The sequence below is a fragment of the Companilactobacillus nuruki genome, assembly GCF_002872255.1.
Taxonomy (GTDB): Bacteria; Bacillota; Bacilli; order Lactobacillales; family Lactobacillaceae; genus Companilactobacillus; species Companilactobacillus nuruki.
Genome location: NZ_NIPR01000020.1, coordinates 30284 through 48381, shown reverse-complemented (window position 1 = coordinate 48381; position 18098 = coordinate 30284). Strand labels below are relative to the sequence as shown.

Here is an 18098-nt window from a genome sequence, read left to right as displayed (position 1 = left end):
TGCGATGGTTATAAGAGTCATCGAGCGACAGCGTGGGTGTCAGTTGTGGCTGCAGGCTCATCGCTCGGTATCGAAGTATTGATGGGATAAACGCTGAAGGAAGTTAAGTGTGAAGTACTCCTCGAGATGAGATTTCCCATTCCTTTATGGAAGTAAGATCCGTTAGAGATTATGACGTAGATAGGCTGCGGGTGGAAGTGTAGCGATACATGGAGCTGAGCAGTACTAATAGATCGAGGACTTAATCGAGTAAGAGTTTACAGCAGTTTTTAGTAGTACAATTAATTCATTGTCTTAATATCTAGTTTTGAAGGTACGAGCGAAAATAGTGTGGTGGCGATAGTGAGAAGGATACACCTGTTCCCATGCCGAACACAGAAGTTAAGCTTCTCCGCGCCGAAAGTAGTTGGTGGGAAACTACCCGCGAGGATAGGGAGCTGCCACGCTGTTATTATTCCGGTTTAGCTCAGTTGGTAGAGCACCTGACTGTTAATCAGGTTGTCGTCAGTTCGAGTCTGACAACCGGAGTTTTTTTTTATCTTGGAGAGTTGTCCGAGTGGTTGAAGGAGCATGATTGGAAATCATGTATACGGGTATTGACCTGTATCAGGGGTTCGAACCCCCTACTCTCCGTTTGGATTAATGTACTCAAGTGTACGAAAGTGTAAAAAGACCTCTATATCAATGATGTAGAGGTCTTTTCTGATTTTAAGTTTTTAGTGTTGTATCAAAAGGTCACTGCATAAACTCAATGTTGTTGCTTTTTTATTTAAGTTGATTGATGTTTTTGACTTTTTTAGTGTAATTATTCTTCTTTTAATTAATAAAAATATATACAGATAAACAATATGTATGATATAATATTTTTTGTTGAGTTATTGATATGCGCCTATAGCGCAATTGGATAGAGTGTCTGACTACGAATCAGAAGGTTGTAGGTTCGACTCCTACTAGGCGCATTTTAATATAAAAGACTTATGAGTTCATCTCATAAGTCTTTTTTTTGTATAAAATTATTTTGAAATATATGTTACAAATGCTTTGTAATCATTCTCTTCATTTGTTTCTACTACATTGATATTTCTTAGGTTATTATTGTGAAGATCCGTTTCTTCAATATCTATTTCATGGGTGAAAGTAGCATTTCCGATAAGTCTCAATTTACTCAATTCTTTATCGGAGTTTAAAGTCACTTTCGTTTTAACCATGCCGCCAGGGTTATAAACAGTTATTTCTTTAGTAGGATCAAATTTATCGGGATGCAAGAGTGCAAAGATTAAACTAGTTGCTGACATACCTGTTCCACAGGCATTGGTGAAGCCAACGCCACGTTCATAGGTTTGAACAAAAATTTTATTGGTATCTAATATCTGACTAAAACTAACGTTAACTCCTTCGGGAAAGTATTCATTTTTCCCATTCAGTTTTTGACCAAGATCACCTAACTCTAATTTGCTAACCTCTGGTACGAAACTAATTAAATGTGGATTAGGGACTGCCACAGCAGAAAAACTTTGATCAGGTAAAAACTCTGGTACCAGCTGATTTATCATTTCCTTCATATTTTTGTATGAAAAGGGAAGATCATCTTTTTTAAAAGAAATAGGGGATATTTCGACACTAAAAGCAGGAACACCTTCATAGAAGTCGGGGGCCTTGGAAACTGCAAGGTCTGATTCCATTGTCTCAACTTTGAATTCATTAAGCTGATACTTTTCGGATAAATAACGACTAACTGTCCGCAAGCCATTACCACACATTTTTGCTTCGCTACCATCAGCATTAATAACACGCATTTTTCCTAGGCAGTTCTCGCTAACGTCAATTACCAATAGTCCGTCAGCACCATTAAGAGTATTTTCGCAGAGATTAATTGCTAATCTTTTTAATTCATCATCGGTTAATGTTTTTTTTAGTAATGTTTGATCTAAAATAAAAAATTTGTTTTCTGAACCATGAACTTTGAGAAATTTTGCCAATATGTCCACCTCAATTTAATTAAAAAATGTTTTGTAAATTTGTCTAACAGCATCATCTGCATCTGCTTCTTGAATTCCAATCATAATTGAAATGCGAGAGGCACCTTGGTTAATCATATGAATTGCGATATTATTCTCGGTTAAGGAATCGATGATTTGCCCCAGTGTATTGACGTTATGAGCAATTCCTTCGCCGACAACCATAATAATGGCATAATCATCAATCCATTCCAAATAATCTGGCTGAAGCACTTCTTTAACGTCATGGCAAAGATGTTTGATAGTTGTTTTATCTAATTTGGTACGATCGAAGATTACAGTCAGATCGTCAATACCAGAAGGCATATGTTCATAAGAGATATTATATTTATAAAAAATTTGTAGCAGTTTCAAAGTGAAGCCGACTTCTTTATTCAAGAGATAGCGATGTATATACAGCGCTGAGAATCGCTTGGAACATGCAATACCGGTAATTTGATTAGCCGGGTTGAAAAGAAATTGTTCAGGAACAATCAAAGTGCCTTCGGCTTCAGGATTATTAGTGTTCTTAACATTGACGGGAACTTGTCCTTTGACTGCTGGAATAATAGCCTCATCTTGAAATACCGAAAATCCAGCATATGATAATTCTCTCATTTCACGGTAAGACATTTTTTTAATTGCCTGAGGATGTTTAACAATATGATTATTGGCTACATAAATTGCATCAACATCTGTAAAATTTTCATATAGGTCGGCATGTAGTCCTTGGCTTAGTAAAGCACCAGTGATATCGGATCCTCCACGAGAGAAAGTAAAAATTGATCCATCTTTACTGTATCCAAAGAAACCTGGAAAAATGGCTTTAGTGTCATCTGGAATATTTAAGCTTTCAAGATTAAGATAAGTTTCTGGGGAAATATCAGCATCATTGGGTTTACCATGGACGATAATTCCAGCGTCCTTTGGATCAATAAAGATTGATTTTATTCCCTTTGAATTAAGAACTTCATTCAGAACAATAGCATTCAATAACTCACCATGGGCTTTGAAAGTAGCCAAAAGATGTTCATCGTCAGTGAAATCATCTTGAGATAATTTTATTATTTTATCTTTTAAAACGTTAATAACGGAATCATCTAATTTAAAATAGTCAATTATTTCTTTGTATCTACTAATAATTTTTTTAACTATATTCGTGTAGTCTTCATTTTCAATAACAGCGTTAGCATATTCAATCAATAAATCAGTAACTTTTATATCACCTGAAAAACGTTTACCAGGGGCTGAGGTAACGACGACTTTTCTTTCAAAATCGTCTTTTATAATCTTAATAACCTTTTCAAATTGTTCTCCTGTGGCAAGGGAACTTCCCCCAAACTTGATGACCTTCATAACAACTACACCTCTAAAATTAAATAGTTTTTAATGATGAGTGTATCATTTTTTGTTGTTATGACAAGAAAAACATTTTAATTGATTGGGAAAATGAGAATATTATTAATATTACTTGACGAATAATGAGTGTTGTTATAATCTTAGTACCAACAAAAGAGGTCGCAATTGACATTAGTAAATGAGGGAGTTTCTGTAAGAACTTAGAACTCATTAAAAGGGGAAATTGCCGAAGCACTGAATTTTACAGGATTCAGCAAGCTGGGACGTATTACTAAGAGGATACGGACTGTCGTGGCTAAATTGTCAGCCACGTTGAGCTTATGACAAAATTGATGCAGATTAATCGTGGATCTCTTTGTTATTTAAGCAAAGAGGTCTTTTTATTTGGAGGAGAAGAGAATATGATTGCAAATGAATTGGTAAGTAACAACGGTCATTTAGTTATTGGAGGAGTTGATTCGATTGAATTGACAAAAAAATACGGAACACCTTTATATGTTTTTGACGTCTCTGAAATCCGTAGTCAAATAAGAAAATTTAAATCTGCATTTGAAAATAATGATTTAAAATATCAAATTAGTTATGCTAGTAAAGCCTTCGCTATAAAAGCCATTTATCAAGTTATGAAACAAGAGTCAGTACATATTGATGTTGTCTCTGGAGGAGAATTGTATACCGCTTTGCAGGCTGGTTTTCCTAGTAGCAAAATTAGTTTCCACGGTAATAACAAGACCTTTGAGGAATTAGTCATGGCGGTTAAAAATCATGTTGGAGTTATTATTATAGATAATTTTTATGAAATTGAATTATTATCACGTATTTTAAAGACCGATCATGAAAAAATAAATGTTATGTTGAGATTGACGCCTGGAATTTCAGCTCATACGCATAAATATGATCAAACTGGTCAGACTGATAGTAAGTTCGGCTTTGATGTTGGTTCTGGTCAAGCTGATAAAGCTATGAAACAGGTACTTGATGATCCAAATATGCATTTAAAGGGAATACATGCTCATATTGGTTCACAAATTTTTGGCACACAAGGTTTTACTATGTTAGCAGACAAAATGGTCGAATTAGCAAAACATTTTCAAAGGGAATTTAACTATTGGCCTGAAGTTATTAATCTTGGTGGTGGATTTGGAATCAGTTATACCAAAGATGATGATCCAATAAGTGCTGATGAATTCATTGGAAAGATTGCGAATGAATTGAAGAAAGCTTGTGATAATGTTCCAGAGGTTTGGATTGAACCAGGTCGATCAATTGTAGCTCCAGCAGGGTATACTCTTTATACTATTGGTTCTAGAAAAGATATTCCAGAAAAAATCTCATATTTATCTGTTGATGGTGGCATGGGTGATAATATCAGACCAGCTTTATATCAAGCTAAATACGAGGCAGTAGTTGCTAATAAGATGGATCAACCGTTAACACAAACAGTCCATATCGCTGGTAAGTATTGTGAATCAGGTGATATCTTAATCGATCAACAAAGAGTACCTGATACTAATCCAGGTGATATTTTAGCGGTGCTTGATACTGGAGCATATGGGTATTCAATGGCAATGAATTATAATCGAAATCCTAGAGCAGCAGTTGTTTTTGTTGAAAATGGGCAAGATAAATTAGTAGTAAAACGTGAAACCTATCAAGATTTAACGAGTTTAGATTTGGATTATTAATCGGAGGAAAATTTTATGACAAAGATGGATGCACAAGAAATTATTAATTATATAGGAAACTCCCAGAAAGAAACTCCTGTAAAAGTTTATTTACAAGGGGATACTTCTAAAATTAGTTTTCCTTCAGAAATAAAGATTTTTAAAAGTAATGATTTAGCAATTATTATTGGCGATTATAAGATTATCGACCCGATATTGAAACAAAATAATTTAACTGATTATTATGTAGAAACAATTGGTCAAAATACAGGTGTACCAATGCTTGATATTAAAAATATTAATGCTCGAATTGAACCGGGAGCTATTATCCGTGACAAAGTGGAGATTGGCGATAATGCTGTTATTATGATGGGAGCCGTGATCAATATTGGTGCTGAAATTGGTGCCAAGACGATGATTGATATGGGGGCAGTTTTAGGTGGTCGTGCAATTGTCGGTGAAAATTCACATATTGGTGCCAATGCTGTTTTGGCGGGTGTAGTTGAACCAGCTTCGGCCCAGCCTGTAAGAATAGGCAATAATGTTGTGGTTGGTGCTAATGCAGTAGTTTTGGAAGGCGTTCAAGTTGGTAATGATGCTGTTATTGGAGCTGGAGCAGTTGTAACCAAGGATGTTGCTGCCGGAACAGTGGTAGCGGGCATTCCTGCCAAAATATTGAAGGTAAAGGATCAGAAGACGACTGATAAAACAAGAATTGAAAGTACTTTAAGGAAGTTGTGAGTATGATTTTATCTAATGATGAATTGATTAAGATTAGACGTCACTTGCATTCAATCCCAGAGTTGTCCATGAAGGAGTTTAAAACTCATGATTATATCAAAAAAATAATTGCCTCATTTCCACAAACTAATTTGGAAATTAAAGAGCTACCAGAATTACCAACTGCTCTGTTGGTGTTAGTTAAGGGATATGACCCACTTAGAAATATTGGTTATCGTTGTGATATGGATGCTTTACCTGTGACTGAAGTAAATAATTCTGATTATATGTCTACTAATCCCGGCGTAATGCATGCTTGTGGGCATGATATTCATGTAACAGTCGGGTTAGGAATTCTCAATTACTATAGTAATAACCAACCCAAAGATAATTTGATTTTCTTTTTTCAGCCATCCGAAGAAACTATGAGTGGTGGCAAGGTGGCCTATGACTGGGGAGCTTTTAATGGAAGGTTCAAGATCGATGAGTTTTATGGATTGCATGATAATCCACTTTTGAAAACCGGCGTTATAGGATGTCGTAACGGTACTTTATTTGCAGGAACGACTGAGGTTAATATTACAATTATTGGAAAAAGTGGTCACGCGGCCTATCCTCATTTAGCAAATGATGCAGTGGTTATTGCGGCCAGCTTTATTAATCAGGTTCAAATAATAATTTCAAGAAATATTGACCCAATCAAGTGTGGAGTAATTACGTTTGGAAAATTAGAAGCTGGCGTAATTAGAAATGTTATTGCTGGTCAAGCTAGAATTGAAGGAACCATTCGAGGATTGACTCAAGAAATGATTGAGTTTATTCGAGAAAGAATTAAAGAGATTGCTAGTGGTTTAGAGAAATCCTTCAATTGCCAAATTAAGGTTGAATATGACCAAGGTGGGTATTATCCAGTAGAAAATGATCCTGTCTTAACAAAAAGATTTATTGATTATATGAAGAATGATCCAGATGTTATTTTTGAAGAAACTGAGCCTAAGATGACAGGGGAGGATTTTGGATACTTAATTAATAAGATCCCCGGAACGATGTTTTGGCTTGGTGTAGAAAGTAAAGGTGCTCTGCATTCTGCTGATTTTTTACCAAATGAAGCGGCCATGGAAAAAGGAATTAATGCGGTAACTAGTTTTTTGAATTATCGAATGAATTTGGAGGAAGCATAATGTTTGAAAACGTTGATTTAATGACGGCGATAATTACACCGTTTGATAAGCAGGGATTAATTGATTTTGAGGCTCTAAAGAAGCTAACCGAACATTTGCTATCGACTGGCAGTAAGGGATTTGTAATCGGTGGAACCACTGGTGAAACTCCTACTTTGACAGAAGACGAGAAATTACAACTTTATCGAAGGTTTGTTGAAATTGTTGATAGCAGGGTACCAATTATTGCTGGTGTCGGTAGTAATAGTACAGCGAATACAATTGCTTTTATTGATAAGGTTAGTCAGATAAAGGGTATTGACATGGCTTTAGTAGTAGTACCTTATTACAACAAGCCTAACCAACGTGGAATGATTGCCCATTTCGAAAAAATTGCTCAAGAATCACCGCTACCAGTGATGATTTATAATATTCCAGGCCGTACTGGCGTTTTAATGGATAAGGAGACAGTCGTCAAGCTTTCAAAGAATTCTAATATTTGTGGTGTAAAACAATGTAATACGATGGATGATCTTGAATACATTGTAGAGAATTCCGCTGATGATTTTGATGTTTACAGTGGTGAAGATGCACAAGCCTTATTTGCCAAAGTAATTGGTGCAAATGGTGTAATTTCAGTAGCTTCCCATATTTATGGTAATGAAATGAGTGAAATGTATCGTTCATTGGATGATGGTAATTATCAAATTGCTGGAAAAATTCAGCGAAAATTAACCCCAAAAATGGCCGCCTTGTTTATGTATCCATCGCCATCCCCAGTTAAAGCAGCTTTAAATCGATTAGGATATAACGTTGGTGGTTGTCGTTTGCCTATATTGGCCTTAAATGATGATGAACAGGACAATTTATTTAAAATATTGGATCTTTAGGGAGTCTTTGGATGATAAAAATAATAGTTTCAGGTTTTAATGGATCGATGGGACAAAAAGTGGTCAAAATGATCAATGATTCTGCCGATATGCAACTAGTAGGGGGATTTAATCCAGTTATTAATGATCTCGATCCTAAATCATATGGTTTGCCTGATGATGTGAAGATATTCAGTAAACTAGAAGATATTAATCTTAAGGCAGATATTTGGATAGACTTTTCTATTCCTAGTGCAGTCTTTGATAATACCAAATTTGCAATTGAAAAGGGAATTCGACCTGTGATTGGAACTAGTGGTATGAGTGAAGAACAAACAACAATTTTAAAGAAAATGGCCGATGATAAAAACTTAGGTGGAATCATTGCTTCAAATTTTGGCTTATCAGCTGTTTTAATGATGAAGTTCGCCCAAACAGCAGCCAAATATTTCAAAGAATCTGAAATTATTGAGAAGCATCATGAAGATAAAATAGATGCTCCTTCAGGAACCGCTCTAAATACCGCTCGTCTGATTTACGAAGCTAGAGGAAATGACCAAATCCAACATAGTAGTGATGATCCAATGAATACGCGTGGGGGTGATTATCATGGAACCAAGATCCACGCACTAAGATTGCCAGGATTTGTTGCAGATGAAGAAGTGATTTTTGGTGGTATTGGTGAAACACTGACTATTTCTCAAAGTACAACTGATCGTCAATCTTTTATGACTGGTGTTAAATTAGCAGTTCATGAAGTGATGGGGAAGAATCAATTGATAGTAGGTTTGGAAAAATTAATTTAGAAATAATTTAAAAAAATTACAAAAACTCTAATAATTTGAGCAAATTTGTTATAGAATTAAACTACTATTAATTTTAAGGAGTGTTAGACAATGCCAGAATTAGATTCATCAGTAAAAGATGTAGTAAATGAAACAATAGCCCCTATGGGTAGATCAATGATTAGAGAGTTTGCTGAAAAGTTTGCTAAGATTCCAGGTCTAGTTAAATTGACACTTGGTGAACCAAACTTTGATGTTCCCGAACATGTAAAAAATGCAGCAATAGAAAGTATTAAAGAAAATGAATCACATTATTCAGACCAAAAGGGATTTTTAAGCTTAAGAGAAGCTATCTCTGGTTATTTAGATAAACAATTTGATCTTCAATATAATCCTGAAACAGAAATTGTTGTAACGATTGGTGCTACTGAAGCCATTTTTGATTCTTTAGCCGCAATTATTAATCCCGGTGATAAAGTTATTATTCCAACACCAACCTTTGCGTTATATATTCCTATTGTAAAAATCCTGGGAGGAGTTCCAATTCAAGTTGATACGACAGCCGATGGTTTTCAAATGACGGGTAAGCACTTGGAGGAGGTTATTCAAAAAGAAGGTCCAGATAAGGTAAAGGCAATGATGTTGAATTTTCCTGGTAATCCAACTGGATTTGTATATTCGAAAGATCAGCTCCAAGAAATTGTTGATGTAGTGAAAGATAAAAATATGTTTGTTATTTCTGATGAGATATATGCTGAATTGACATATGATCATAAACATTATTCATTAGCTAAATTGATGCCTGGTAAGACTATCCTGATTAATGGTTTATCAAAATCACATGCTATGACAGGTTATCGTATTGGTTACATTGCCGGCCCAAAGGATTTTGTTGAACAAGCTAATAAGATGCACGCCTTTACTGTCACAGCTCCTTCTAATCCGGCTCAATTTGCAGCCGAAGAGGCTTTGAAAAATGGAATTGATGATCCGATTGCAATGAGAAAAGTTTACCAAGAACGCCGTGATTATTTGGTAGAACAATTGAATGATTTGGGTTATGAAACAGAATTACCAGAGGGTGCATTTTATACATTTTCCAAAATTCCTGAAAATCTTGGTTTAAGTTCTATTGAATTTGCTAATAAATTGGCTGAAGAGGGACTTGTTGGAGTTACTCCGGGCGTAGCCTTTGGTAAAGGTGGCGAAGGATATTTTAGAATTTCTTACGCAGCTTCATTGGAAGATATTAAAACAGCAATGAAACGTTTAAGAGATTTTACAGAGAATTTGTAAATTTTTAATTAAGGGATGAGGATTTTATGAATGAGTATACAGTAGCGATTTTAGGTTCCACAGGTGCCGTGGGAACACGATTAATTCAACAATTAGAACAATCAACTATTCCTGTTAAAAAAATTAAATTATTAGCTTCAGTACGTTCAGCTGGTAAGATATTAAAGTTTAAGGGGCAAGATATTGTTGTCGAAGAGGCTAAGCCAGAATCATTTGAAAATGTGGATTTAGTTTTAGCTTCGGCTGGTGGAGCAGTATCGAAAAAACTTTTGCCTGAAGCTGTCAAACGTGGTGCAGTTTGTGTAGATAATACCAGCGCTTTTCGAATGGAAGAGGATGTTCCACTAGTTGTACCTGAAGTTAACGAGGCTGCTTTGTATAAACATCATGGAATTATTGCCAATCCCAACTGTTCAACTATTCAAATGATGGTAGCATTAGAACCAATTCGAAAGGCATTTGGATTGAAACAAATTATCGTTTCTACATATCAGGCTGCCAGTGGAGCAGGACAAAGTGCTTTGAATGAATTATATTCACAGGCTCAAGATTATTTAAACGGACAGGAAATGAAGGCTGATATTTTTCCAACAAAAGGTGACAAAGAGCATTATCCTTTAGCTTTTAATTTGTTACCACAGATCGATGTTCTCGAAGATGATCTTTATTCTCATGAAGAATGGAAAATGATTCATGAAACAAAGAAGATTATGCTGGGAGATATGAATTCCCCAGAAATTAAAGTGACTGCTACTTGCGTTAGAGTACCAGTGCCGATTAGCCATGGAGAATCAATTTATATTGAATTAAATGATAAATCCGCCACAACAGAACAGATTCAACAGTTAATAAAAGATGCACCGGGTGCTGTTTTGCAAGATGATCCAAGTCATCAAGTTTATCCACAACCAATTAATGCTGTTGGTAGTCGAGATACATTTGTAGGTCGGATTCGTCCGGATTTGGAAAATGCAGGTGCTTTTAATATGTGGGTTGTATCTGATAATTTACTTAAAGGAGCTGCATGGAATACGGTTCAAATTGCTGAAAGATTGGTAGCTGATAATTTAGTACATATAAATTAATTGATATGGAATGCAGAAAATGGTCTGTGTTCCATATTTTTTTGTTTAATTTTGTTAGAATATTCAAAGATAGTTAATTTTAGGTGAGGAAAAAAATGAAGCGAATAATTAGTATATTTAACGAGGGTGTTTTAGATCTCTTGGCCAATGCTGGAGTCGCAATACCATATTTTTTCTGTTTGACATTGTATAACCAAAATAAAAATGTTTTTACATATGCATTGCCTTTTCTAATGCTTTATACGTTCAGGGCTTTAGGAATGCTTTTAACGACGTTTATTACATTGCCAGCATCAACTATGCTTTCGATGTCTAGTCTTTTTGGTGTGATTGGTTCTTTATGTATTCTAGGTGCTGCTAATCCAGCAATGGGAGTGATCGGTGGTATTCTTTTAGGACTGGCTTCAAGTTGGATTTGGCCTTATTATTTAACAGTTCGATCTAGAGGAAAACTAGATAAAGAGTTCAAATTTAATAAGATGCACTTATTATCAGTAGTTTTAACTTTAATTATTTTAGTGATAGTTCAATTAATAGCTACTAAAACTAAATTTTTAAATCTATCATTTGTTTTATTAGCAGTACTCTTTTTTGCAGCTATGGTTGGTGGCCTACAGGTTACTCATCGACTGACCTTTTATCAGGGAATGGAGAAAAAACCAAGATTCAAAATTAATTCATTTTTTAGTTTAATAGTCTTAGCCAGTTTAGTAATGCTGATTTTTATCATTCGCTATACAAGACTTAAAGCAGTTTCTAACTCTTTTGATCTGATTATTAGTTTGGTTTCAATTATTCTCTTCATTTTCTTAGCCTATTATCAAATAGATATTCATAAAAAAATATTTCCACTTAGTTTAGTTGCTGTTAATCGTGGTGTGATAATGAATTATGTTATGCTTTATGCCATTTTTGATAGTACAATTCGTTTTGGCTTTAATAGTTTGATGTTGATTTATACCATCTATCTGGTTGGTTTTCAATTAGGACCATTAATCAATAAGAAATATAAATCTTTGCGTTATCCTTTATTGTTGTTAGGCTTAGTTTTGGCATTGTTCAACTATACCTATTTTATTGGTTTGTTCTTATGTTCATTATTTGTTGGAGCTGATAATCGTATTTTGAACGATAATCTGTACAATAGCAGTAATATTGATTCAGAAAGAGCTTTTTTAATTAAATATCAATTATCCAGTGTAGGAAATGTTTCACAACAGCTAGTTTATATGACGACAATTTACTTTATTAGTTATTTTATGAAGATAAATGCTTTAGGATTCTTTAATAATCAAATAACTGATGGCCCAACTAATGGGGTACTTTATGGAGTTCATATTTTTATCACCACAATTGTTTTTTTGTATGCGGTAATAACTTTTTATTTTGCTCGACAAGAAGAATAATTATGCCATTACAACGCTATAAATCTAAATTAGAATATAAATTTTGAACAAGAACATATGTTTTAACTAATAGGATTTGATGTAAGTATAACGACGATTTGTGAATATGATGGAATGATGTTTTTAAAAAAATTAAAATAAGACTACTATATATTGTATTGATATGTTATATAACACATCATGTAGTATTTGGTAGCCTTATTTTTTTTGTTATTTTTTTGTAGAATAATATCAGTATTGAGATTATTTGAATTTTAGTTTGGAGGATTATTAATGACTGCAAAATTGGAAACATTAATTACTATTCCGGTGGAGAAGAGAAGTGGAGTTAAGACAAGTTTTTATCCTTATAAAATTGAATTTATTTTGGATAAGTTAAACTTGAATACTGATCAGAAGAAGATAGTGATTGATCAGTTAGTACAACATTTTAACTATTTAGATATCATTCCAGCTGCGCAAATTCATAGTCTTATTTATCGTGTCTTGAATGAAAACGGTATGGAACAACAAGCAAGTGTTTATGAAGATTATTATCAGAAAGATCGAGAAAGATTTGATAAGGCAACTAACGTTCAATTAAATATTGAACGACTCTTTGATCGTAATGAAGATGTTGTGCATGAGAATGCTAATAAAGATAGTAATATTTTTAATACACAGCGTGATTTAGAGGCGGGAGTTGCCAGTAGAGCTATGGGACTTAAAATGTTGCCAGAAATCGTTGCTAAAGCGCATTTAAGAGGAGATATTCATTGGCATGATCTGGATTACTCTCCAGTAACTCCTGAAACAAATTGTTGTTTAATTGATTTTGACGAAATGTTGAGCAATGGTTTTAAAATTGGTAATGCGTGGGTATCATCACCTAAATCAATTCAAACTGCAACTGCTCAAATGTCACAGATTATAGCTAATGTAGCTTCATTACAATACGGTGGTTGTTCAGCTAATAGAATTGATCAATTATTAGCACCTTATGCAGAAATAAATTATAAAAAACATCTAGCTGATGCCAAAAAATGGATTAACGAAGATAAGCAAGATTCATTTGCCCGCGAAAAGACGAAAAAAGATATTTATGATGCCATGCAAGCACTAGAATATGAAATTAATACTCTTTATTCATCTCAAGGTCAAACGCCCTTTACGACTATCAATTTTGGACTAGGAACTAGTTGGATTGAAAAAGAAATACAAAAATCAATTTTAAAAATTAGAATTAAAGGCTTAGGCAAGGAACACCGTACGGCTATTTTTCCCAAATTAACTTTTACAGTAAAACGTGGTCTTAATTTAAATCCAGAGGACCCCAATTATGATATTAAAGAATTAGCTTTAGAATGTTCTACTAAGAGAATGTACCCGGATTTGTTAATGTATGACAAAATCAAAGAAATAACTGGTAGTTTTAAAACTCCTATGGGATGTCGTTCATTTTTACAAGGATGGAAGGATGAGAATGGCAAAGAAGTTAATTCTGGTCGAATGAATTTAGGCGTTGTAACGGTAAACTTACCGAGAATCGCTTTAGAATCGAAAGGTGATAAGGATCTTTTCTGGCAAATCTTTGAAGAAAAAATGAAGATTTGTCATATGGCTTTAGAATATCGTATTGAAAGAACTAAACAGGCCAAACCAGAAAATGCACCATTGCTTTATATGTATGGTGCATTTGGGAAACGTCTCAAAAAGACCGATAGTGTTGATGAATTATTTAAAAATGAACGGGCAACTGTTTCTTTAGGATATATTGGTTTATATGAGGTATGTACAGAGTTTTTTGGTAATAATTGGGAAGATAGTCAAGAGGCACATGACTTTGCTGAAACTATTACCAAAGCATTATATGAGAAATGCAAACAGTGGGCAAAGGAAAGTGGCTACCACTATAGTTTATATTCAACACCGGCTGAGTCTTTAACAGATACATTTTGCCGTGACGATTTGAAGAAATTTGGGTCAATACCTGATATTACCAAAAAAGAATATTATACAAATAGTTTTCATTATGATGTTAGAAAACATCCGACACCATTTAATAAATTGAGTTTTGAAGAGGTATTTCCTAGATATGCTTCAGGTGGATTTATTCATTATTGTGAATATCCAAATCTGCGTCAAAATCCTAAGGCGCTGGAAGCAGTGTGGGATTGGGCCTATGATCATGTCGGTTATTTAGGTACAAACACGTCAATTGATCAATGTTTTGAGTGTGGTTTCAAAGGTGAATTTAATGCGACCGCACGTGGATTCGTTTGCCCACAATGTGGAAATCATAATCCACAAACTTGCGACGTTGTTAAAAGAACTTGTGGTTATTTAGGCAATCCACAACAACGACCTATGATCCATGGGCGTCACGTTGAAATTGCATCACGTAAAAAGAATATGAATTCGGAGATGATTCAGAATGCGGCAAAATATGAGAGAGCCAAACAATCCGACTCCCAAAGAATGGCTAAGCAAGGACCACAGTCTTAAAAGAATAGCTGATTATAAACCATTTAATTTTGTTGATGGTGAAGGTGTTAGATGCAGTCTATATGTTTCTGGATGTTTATTTAGATGTCCAGGTTGTTATAACGTTGCAGCTCAAGATTTCAGGTATGGTAAGCCGTATACTAAAGAATTAGAAAATCAAATTATTAAGGATCTTAGCGAAGACTACGTTCAAGGATTAACCCTTTTGGGTGGAGAACCTTTTTTGAATACTGAGGTATGTTTATCATTGTGTAAACGTATTAGAAAAGAATTTGGACATACTAAGGATATTTGGTCTTGGACAGGCTATTCGTGGGATGAACTAATGCAAGAATCAGATGACAAGTTAGAAATGTTATCTATGCTTGATATATTAGTTGACGGTAGATTTTTGCTTAGAAAAAAGGACTTAACGTTACAATTTAGGGGGTCTTCTAATCAAAGAATCATTGATGTACCAAAGTCTTTGGCTAGTGATAGCGTTGTGATCTGGGATAAATTGGTTAAATAGTATTATCAAGTGATAAATGAAACGCTTGTGACAACCATATCAATAAAGATATGGTTGTTTTTTATTTGCGCAAATAAATCTAATTTTGTAATAATTAAATCTATATAGGTTTATATCTAAAGAAATCAGTTCATTTGAATAACAAGTAAGTATACTTTTATAGTTACTTTGTAAAACTTTTAAAAATGATAATTAAATAAGAATCATTCCATTTAAGCCTTCAATTTTTGTTTATAACAATGTATACTTGATTCAAAAGTAAAATTATATCGCAAAGGTTGTGATTTTATGAACTCAGACAAGATTAAACTATATAGTACTTTGACAATTGGAGCATTAGCTACAATTTTACAATTTGGTTTTCATCAGGCCGGTTATGCCCAATTGATTATTAGTATTCTCGGTTTGCTTTTAGCATTAATTATGTTTATTGACATGATTAAAGTTTTAAAGTCAGGCAGTTTTGGAATTGATTTGTTAGCAATTACCGCAATTGTAGCAACGATTGTTTTGGGGCAGTATTGGGCTGGTTGGATCGTACTTTTGATGTTAACTGGTGGTGATACTTTGGAAGAGTACGCTGCAAATAAGGCTAAAAGCGAACTGAAGTCGTTATTGGATAATACACCATCACAAGCGCACTTAGTTGAAGACAATGGCCATATTAGAGATATTGATATTGACGATGTTAAGGTGGGTGATGAATTATTAATTCGTCCTAAAGAACAGGTTCCAGTTGATGGAATTGTTTTTGAAGGACAATCGGAGCTTGATGAATCTTCACTAACCGGTGAATCAGTTCCAGTTAATATACAAAAAGATAGTCACGTTATGTCTGGTTCAATTAATGGAGAGAATCCTTTTAAAATCAGAGCTGAAAAGATTGCGGCTGATTCTGAATATCAAGCAATTGTTAAATTAGTTAAAGAATCAGAGACGCATCCAGCGCATTTTGTTCGTTTGGCGGATCGATACGCTGTACCGTTTACTTTAATTGCTTATATAATTGCTGGGATAGCCTGGTATATTTCTAAAGATCCTGTCAGAATCGCTCAGGTTTTGGTAGTAGCATCACCATGTCCATTGATTTTGGCAGCTCCAATAGCATTTGTATCAGGAATGAGTCGAACTAGTAGAAACGGGATTATTATCAAATCAGGAACGGCTCTAGAAAAATTGAATTCTGCAAATACAATAGCATTTGATAAAACAGGAACGATTACCAAAGGAAAATTGGTTGTTGATCAATTTGAGACGAGAAATGATTTTGATAAGGAAACAGTGATGTCCTATGCAGCTTCAATTGAGCAAAATTCAAGTCATGTTATGGCGGAGGCAATTGTTAATTATGCTAAAGAGGCTGGATTACAATTATATTCAGCTGATGATTTAAAAGAGTATACGGCTCAAGGCATTATTGGGATGATTGAAGGACATATAGTCAAGGTAGGTCAGGGTGAATTCGTTACTGATGAAAAAGTAGATGATGTAAAAGGATCGGGCGTTTATATCTCAATTGATGATAAGTACGCTGGCTTTTATAGCTTACTTGATCAGATTCGCCCTGAAGCTAAATCAACGATTCAAAAATTGAAGGACTTTGGTATTAAGAATGTTTTAATGATTTCTGGAGATAAAAAAGAAGCAACCGAAATGGTTGCCTCTGAAGTAGGGATAACTAAGTCTTACCCACTAAGTTTGCCAGCAGATAAGGTTAAAATTATTAATGGTTTGGACAAAGAATACCATCCAACTATTATGGTAGGTGATGGTGTTAATGATGCTCCGGCTCTTGCTTTAGCCGATGTAGGTATTGCAATGGGATATAAAGGTGCCAATGCAGCTAGTGAATCAGCTGATGCAGTTATTTTACAAGATGATTTAAGCAAGGTAAGCACAGTTGTAAAAATTTCCCATGATACGATGAAAATTGCCCGTGAAGCGGTGTTGTTAGGAATTTTTATTTGTATAGTTTTAATGATAATTGCTGCTTTTGGTTTGATTCCAACCATCATCGGGGCATTGTTCCAAGAGGTCGTTGATACAGTCGCCATTTTGTATGCTTTGCGTGCTCGGAGCGACCGATTATAACCAGCCATAAGTTTCTAGATTCATATCTCGTTTGGCTAGCTTAGATACGTAGGGATTACCTTCAACGATAAAACGCATATTTTTTGAAGTCCAGGGCTCTTTATTTTTCACACCGATTCTAGGTGTCGCTAAAATACTTTTGGGAGCTTGGACTTTTTTTGTTGAAAACGAAAAATTATTTTTATTTAGCATTGTTCCAGATAGATCTTTATTTTTGATACCAAAAGCTGCCATCCATTTGGCAGGACCATTAGTAACGTCAAAGCCAGTTTTGTTACGATTGATTTCCATTTTTTCTATACCCTTAAGTGGTTGTAAGGCTCTAATTAAAATCCCGTTAGGAGTGCCAGCTTTTTGAATACTAATATCCATATCTAACCAACTGTGAATTGAGTAAATATAGATAGTTCCACCAGCCTGATATAAAGGATCATTAGCTTTGGTGTGACGACCATTATAACTATGGGATGCCATATCAATTGGGCCAAGGTAAGCTTCAGTTTCCACAATTATTCCTGAAAATTCTCCTTGATTCGAATTATATGTAAAAGTATGTCCTAGCATATCTTTAGCCAAATCCATAGTTTCTGCGTTTTCAAAGTAATTTTGCACATTCAAAGTTCATTATCCTCCTAAATTTGAAAAAAAGTTCAAAAAAATAAAAAAAAGAC

Annotated in this window: 14 protein-coding genes, 3 tRNA genes, 2 rRNA genes and 1 riboswitch; of the genes, 16 read left to right on the top strand and 3 right to left on the bottom strand. The window is 34.5% G+C overall.

Translation table 11 applies throughout. The annotated features are described in order from the left end of the window. The 5 genes from CBP76_RS13310 to CBP76_RS06570 form a co-directional block, all read left to right on the top strand. Positions 1–249 (top strand): 23S ribosomal RNA (locus CBP76_RS13310); the annotation flags it as partial. Positions 250–329: 80 nt separating this feature from the next. Beyond that, positions 330–446, top strand: a 5S ribosomal RNA gene (gene rrf / locus CBP76_RS06585). Between the two features lie 9 nt (positions 447–455). Next, a tRNA-Asn gene (locus CBP76_RS06580) sits at positions 456–528 on the top strand. A gap of 14 nt (positions 529–542) precedes the next feature. Continuing rightward, a tRNA-Ser gene (locus CBP76_RS06575) sits at positions 543–633 on the top strand. A gap of 252 nt (positions 634–885) precedes the next feature. Then, positions 886–959, top strand: a tRNA-Arg gene (locus tag CBP76_RS06570). Between the two features lie 54 nt (positions 960–1013). On the opposite strand, the gene dapF is transcribed toward CBP76_RS06570, so the two are convergent. Beyond that, positions 1014–1979 carry a diaminopimelate epimerase gene (gene dapF / locus CBP76_RS06565; RefSeq protein WP_102196139.1) on the bottom strand — a complete coding sequence of 322 codons (966 nt, stop codon included), beginning with the start codon at positions 1977–1979 and terminating at the stop codon, positions 1014–1016. Positions 1980–1994: 15 nt separating this feature from the next. Further along, positions 1995–3353, bottom strand: coding sequence for an aspartate kinase (locus CBP76_RS06560; RefSeq protein WP_102196138.1), 1359 nt, complete (start codon positions 3351–3353; stop codon positions 1995–1997). A gap of 148 nt (positions 3354–3501) precedes the next feature. Then, positions 3502–3684, top strand: a riboswitch (Lysine riboswitch). A gap of 73 nt (positions 3685–3757) precedes the next feature. Here CBP76_RS06560 and lysA point away from each other — a divergent pair. The 11 genes from lysA (at position 3758) to CBP76_RS06505 (ending at position 17427) form a co-directional block, all read left to right on the top strand. Beyond that, on the top strand, positions 3758–5041 hold the full coding sequence (lysA, locus tag CBP76_RS06555; RefSeq protein WP_102196137.1) for a diaminopimelate decarboxylase: 1284 nt from the start codon (positions 3758–3760) through the stop codon (positions 5039–5041). 15 nt (positions 5042–5056) lie between these two features. Continuing rightward, positions 5057–5761, top strand: coding sequence for a 2,3,4,5-tetrahydropyridine-2,6-dicarboxylate N-acetyltransferase (dapD, locus tag CBP76_RS06550; RefSeq protein WP_102196136.1), 705 nt, complete (start codon positions 5057–5059; stop codon positions 5759–5761). A 2-nt stretch (positions 5762–5763) separates the two neighbouring features. After that, a complete protein-coding gene (locus CBP76_RS06545; protein ID WP_102196135.1) occupies positions 5764–6921 on the top strand; it encodes an N-acetyldiaminopimelate deacetylase in 1158 nt (385 codons plus the stop codon). After that, complete coding sequence (gene dapA / locus CBP76_RS06540) at positions 6921–7790, top strand: 4-hydroxy-tetrahydrodipicolinate synthase (protein WP_102196134.1); 870 nt, start codon at positions 6921–6923, stop codon at positions 7788–7790. Before CBP76_RS06545 ends, dapA begins: the two co-directional genes overlap by 1 nt. A gap of 11 nt (positions 7791–7801) precedes the next feature. After that, positions 7802–8575 carry a 4-hydroxy-tetrahydrodipicolinate reductase gene (gene dapB, locus CBP76_RS06535; protein WP_102196133.1) on the top strand — a complete coding sequence of 258 codons (774 nt, stop codon included), beginning with the start codon at positions 7802–7804 and terminating at the stop codon, positions 8573–8575. 90 nt (positions 8576–8665) lie between these two features. Then, entirely contained in the window at positions 8666–9850 is a 1185-nt protein-coding gene (locus CBP76_RS06530) for an aminotransferase class I/II-fold pyridoxal phosphate-dependent enzyme (RefSeq protein WP_102196132.1), read from the top strand. 26 nt (positions 9851–9876) lie between these two features. Beyond that, on the top strand, positions 9877–10935 hold the full coding sequence (locus tag CBP76_RS06525) for an aspartate-semialdehyde dehydrogenase (RefSeq protein WP_102196131.1): 1059 nt from the start codon (positions 9877–9879) through the stop codon (positions 10933–10935). Positions 10936–11030: 95 nt separating this feature from the next. Next, a complete protein-coding gene (locus tag CBP76_RS06520) occupies positions 11031–12341 on the top strand; it encodes a hypothetical protein (RefSeq protein WP_102196130.1) in 1311 nt (436 codons plus the stop codon). A 273-nt stretch (positions 12342–12614) separates the two neighbouring features. Further along, positions 12615–14825 carry an anaerobic ribonucleoside-triphosphate reductase gene (nrdD, locus tag CBP76_RS06515; RefSeq protein ID WP_102196129.1) on the top strand — a complete coding sequence of 737 codons (2211 nt, stop codon included), beginning with the start codon at positions 12615–12617 and terminating at the stop codon, positions 14823–14825. Then, positions 14755–15336 (top strand): anaerobic ribonucleoside-triphosphate reductase activating protein, encoded by a 582-nt coding sequence (gene nrdG / locus CBP76_RS06510; RefSeq protein WP_102196128.1) that lies wholly within the window; start codon positions 14755–14757, stop codon positions 15334–15336. The genes nrdD and nrdG overlap by 71 nt, the downstream gene beginning before the upstream one ends. Before the next feature lie 288 nt (positions 15337–15624). Next, the gene (locus tag CBP76_RS06505; RefSeq protein ID WP_102196127.1) at positions 15625–17427 is read left to right on the top strand and encodes a heavy metal translocating P-type ATPase; all 1803 of its coding nucleotides are present in this window, start codon (positions 15625–15627) and stop codon (positions 17425–17427) included. Here the strand turns inward: CBP76_RS06505 and CBP76_RS06500 are convergent. Continuing rightward, entirely contained in the window at positions 17422–18039 is a 618-nt protein-coding gene (locus CBP76_RS06500; RefSeq protein WP_245865651.1) for a DNA-3-methyladenine glycosylase, read from the bottom strand. The genes CBP76_RS06505 and CBP76_RS06500 overlap by 6 nt on opposite strands. Positions 18040–18098 lie beyond the last annotated feature (59 nt).

What these genes read in the sequence shown, in the direction of transcription:
- CBP76_RS06520 (WP_102196130.1), top strand. Translation starts at nt 11,031, where the DNA reads ATGAAGCGAATAATTAGTATATTTAACGAGGGTGTTTTAGATCTCTTG.
- nrdD (WP_102196129.1), top strand. Translation starts at nt 12,615, where the DNA reads ATGACTGCAAAATTGGAAACATTAATTACTATTCCGGTGGAGAAGAGA.
- lysA (WP_102196137.1), top strand. Translation starts at nt 3,758, where the DNA reads ATGATTGCAAATGAATTGGTAAGTAACAACGGTCATTTAGTTATTGGA.
- dapA (WP_102196134.1), top strand. Translation starts at nt 6,921, where the DNA reads ATGTTTGAAAACGTTGATTTAATGACGGCGATAATTACACCGTTTGAT.
- dapB (WP_102196133.1), top strand. Translation starts at nt 7,802, where the DNA reads ATGATAAAAATAATAGTTTCAGGTTTTAATGGATCGATGGGACAAAAA.
- CBP76_RS06505 (WP_102196127.1), top strand. Translation starts at nt 15,625, where the DNA reads ATGAACTCAGACAAGATTAAACTATATAGTACTTTGACAATTGGAGCA.
- CBP76_RS06560 (WP_102196138.1), bottom strand. Translation starts at nt 3,353, where the DNA reads ATGAAGGTCATCAAGTTTGGGGGAAGTTCCCTTGCCACAGGAGAACAA.
- dapD (WP_102196136.1), top strand. Translation starts at nt 5,057, where the DNA reads ATGACAAAGATGGATGCACAAGAAATTATTAATTATATAGGAAACTCC.
- CBP76_RS06525 (WP_102196131.1), top strand. Translation starts at nt 9,877, where the DNA reads ATGAATGAGTATACAGTAGCGATTTTAGGTTCCACAGGTGCCGTGGGA.
- nrdG (WP_102196128.1), top strand. Translation starts at nt 14,755, where the DNA reads ATGCGGCAAAATATGAGAGAGCCAAACAATCCGACTCCCAAAGAATGG.
- CBP76_RS06530 (WP_102196132.1), top strand. Translation starts at nt 8,666, where the DNA reads ATGCCAGAATTAGATTCATCAGTAAAAGATGTAGTAAATGAAACAATA.
- CBP76_RS06545 (WP_102196135.1), top strand. Translation starts at nt 5,764, where the DNA reads ATGATTTTATCTAATGATGAATTGATTAAGATTAGACGTCACTTGCAT.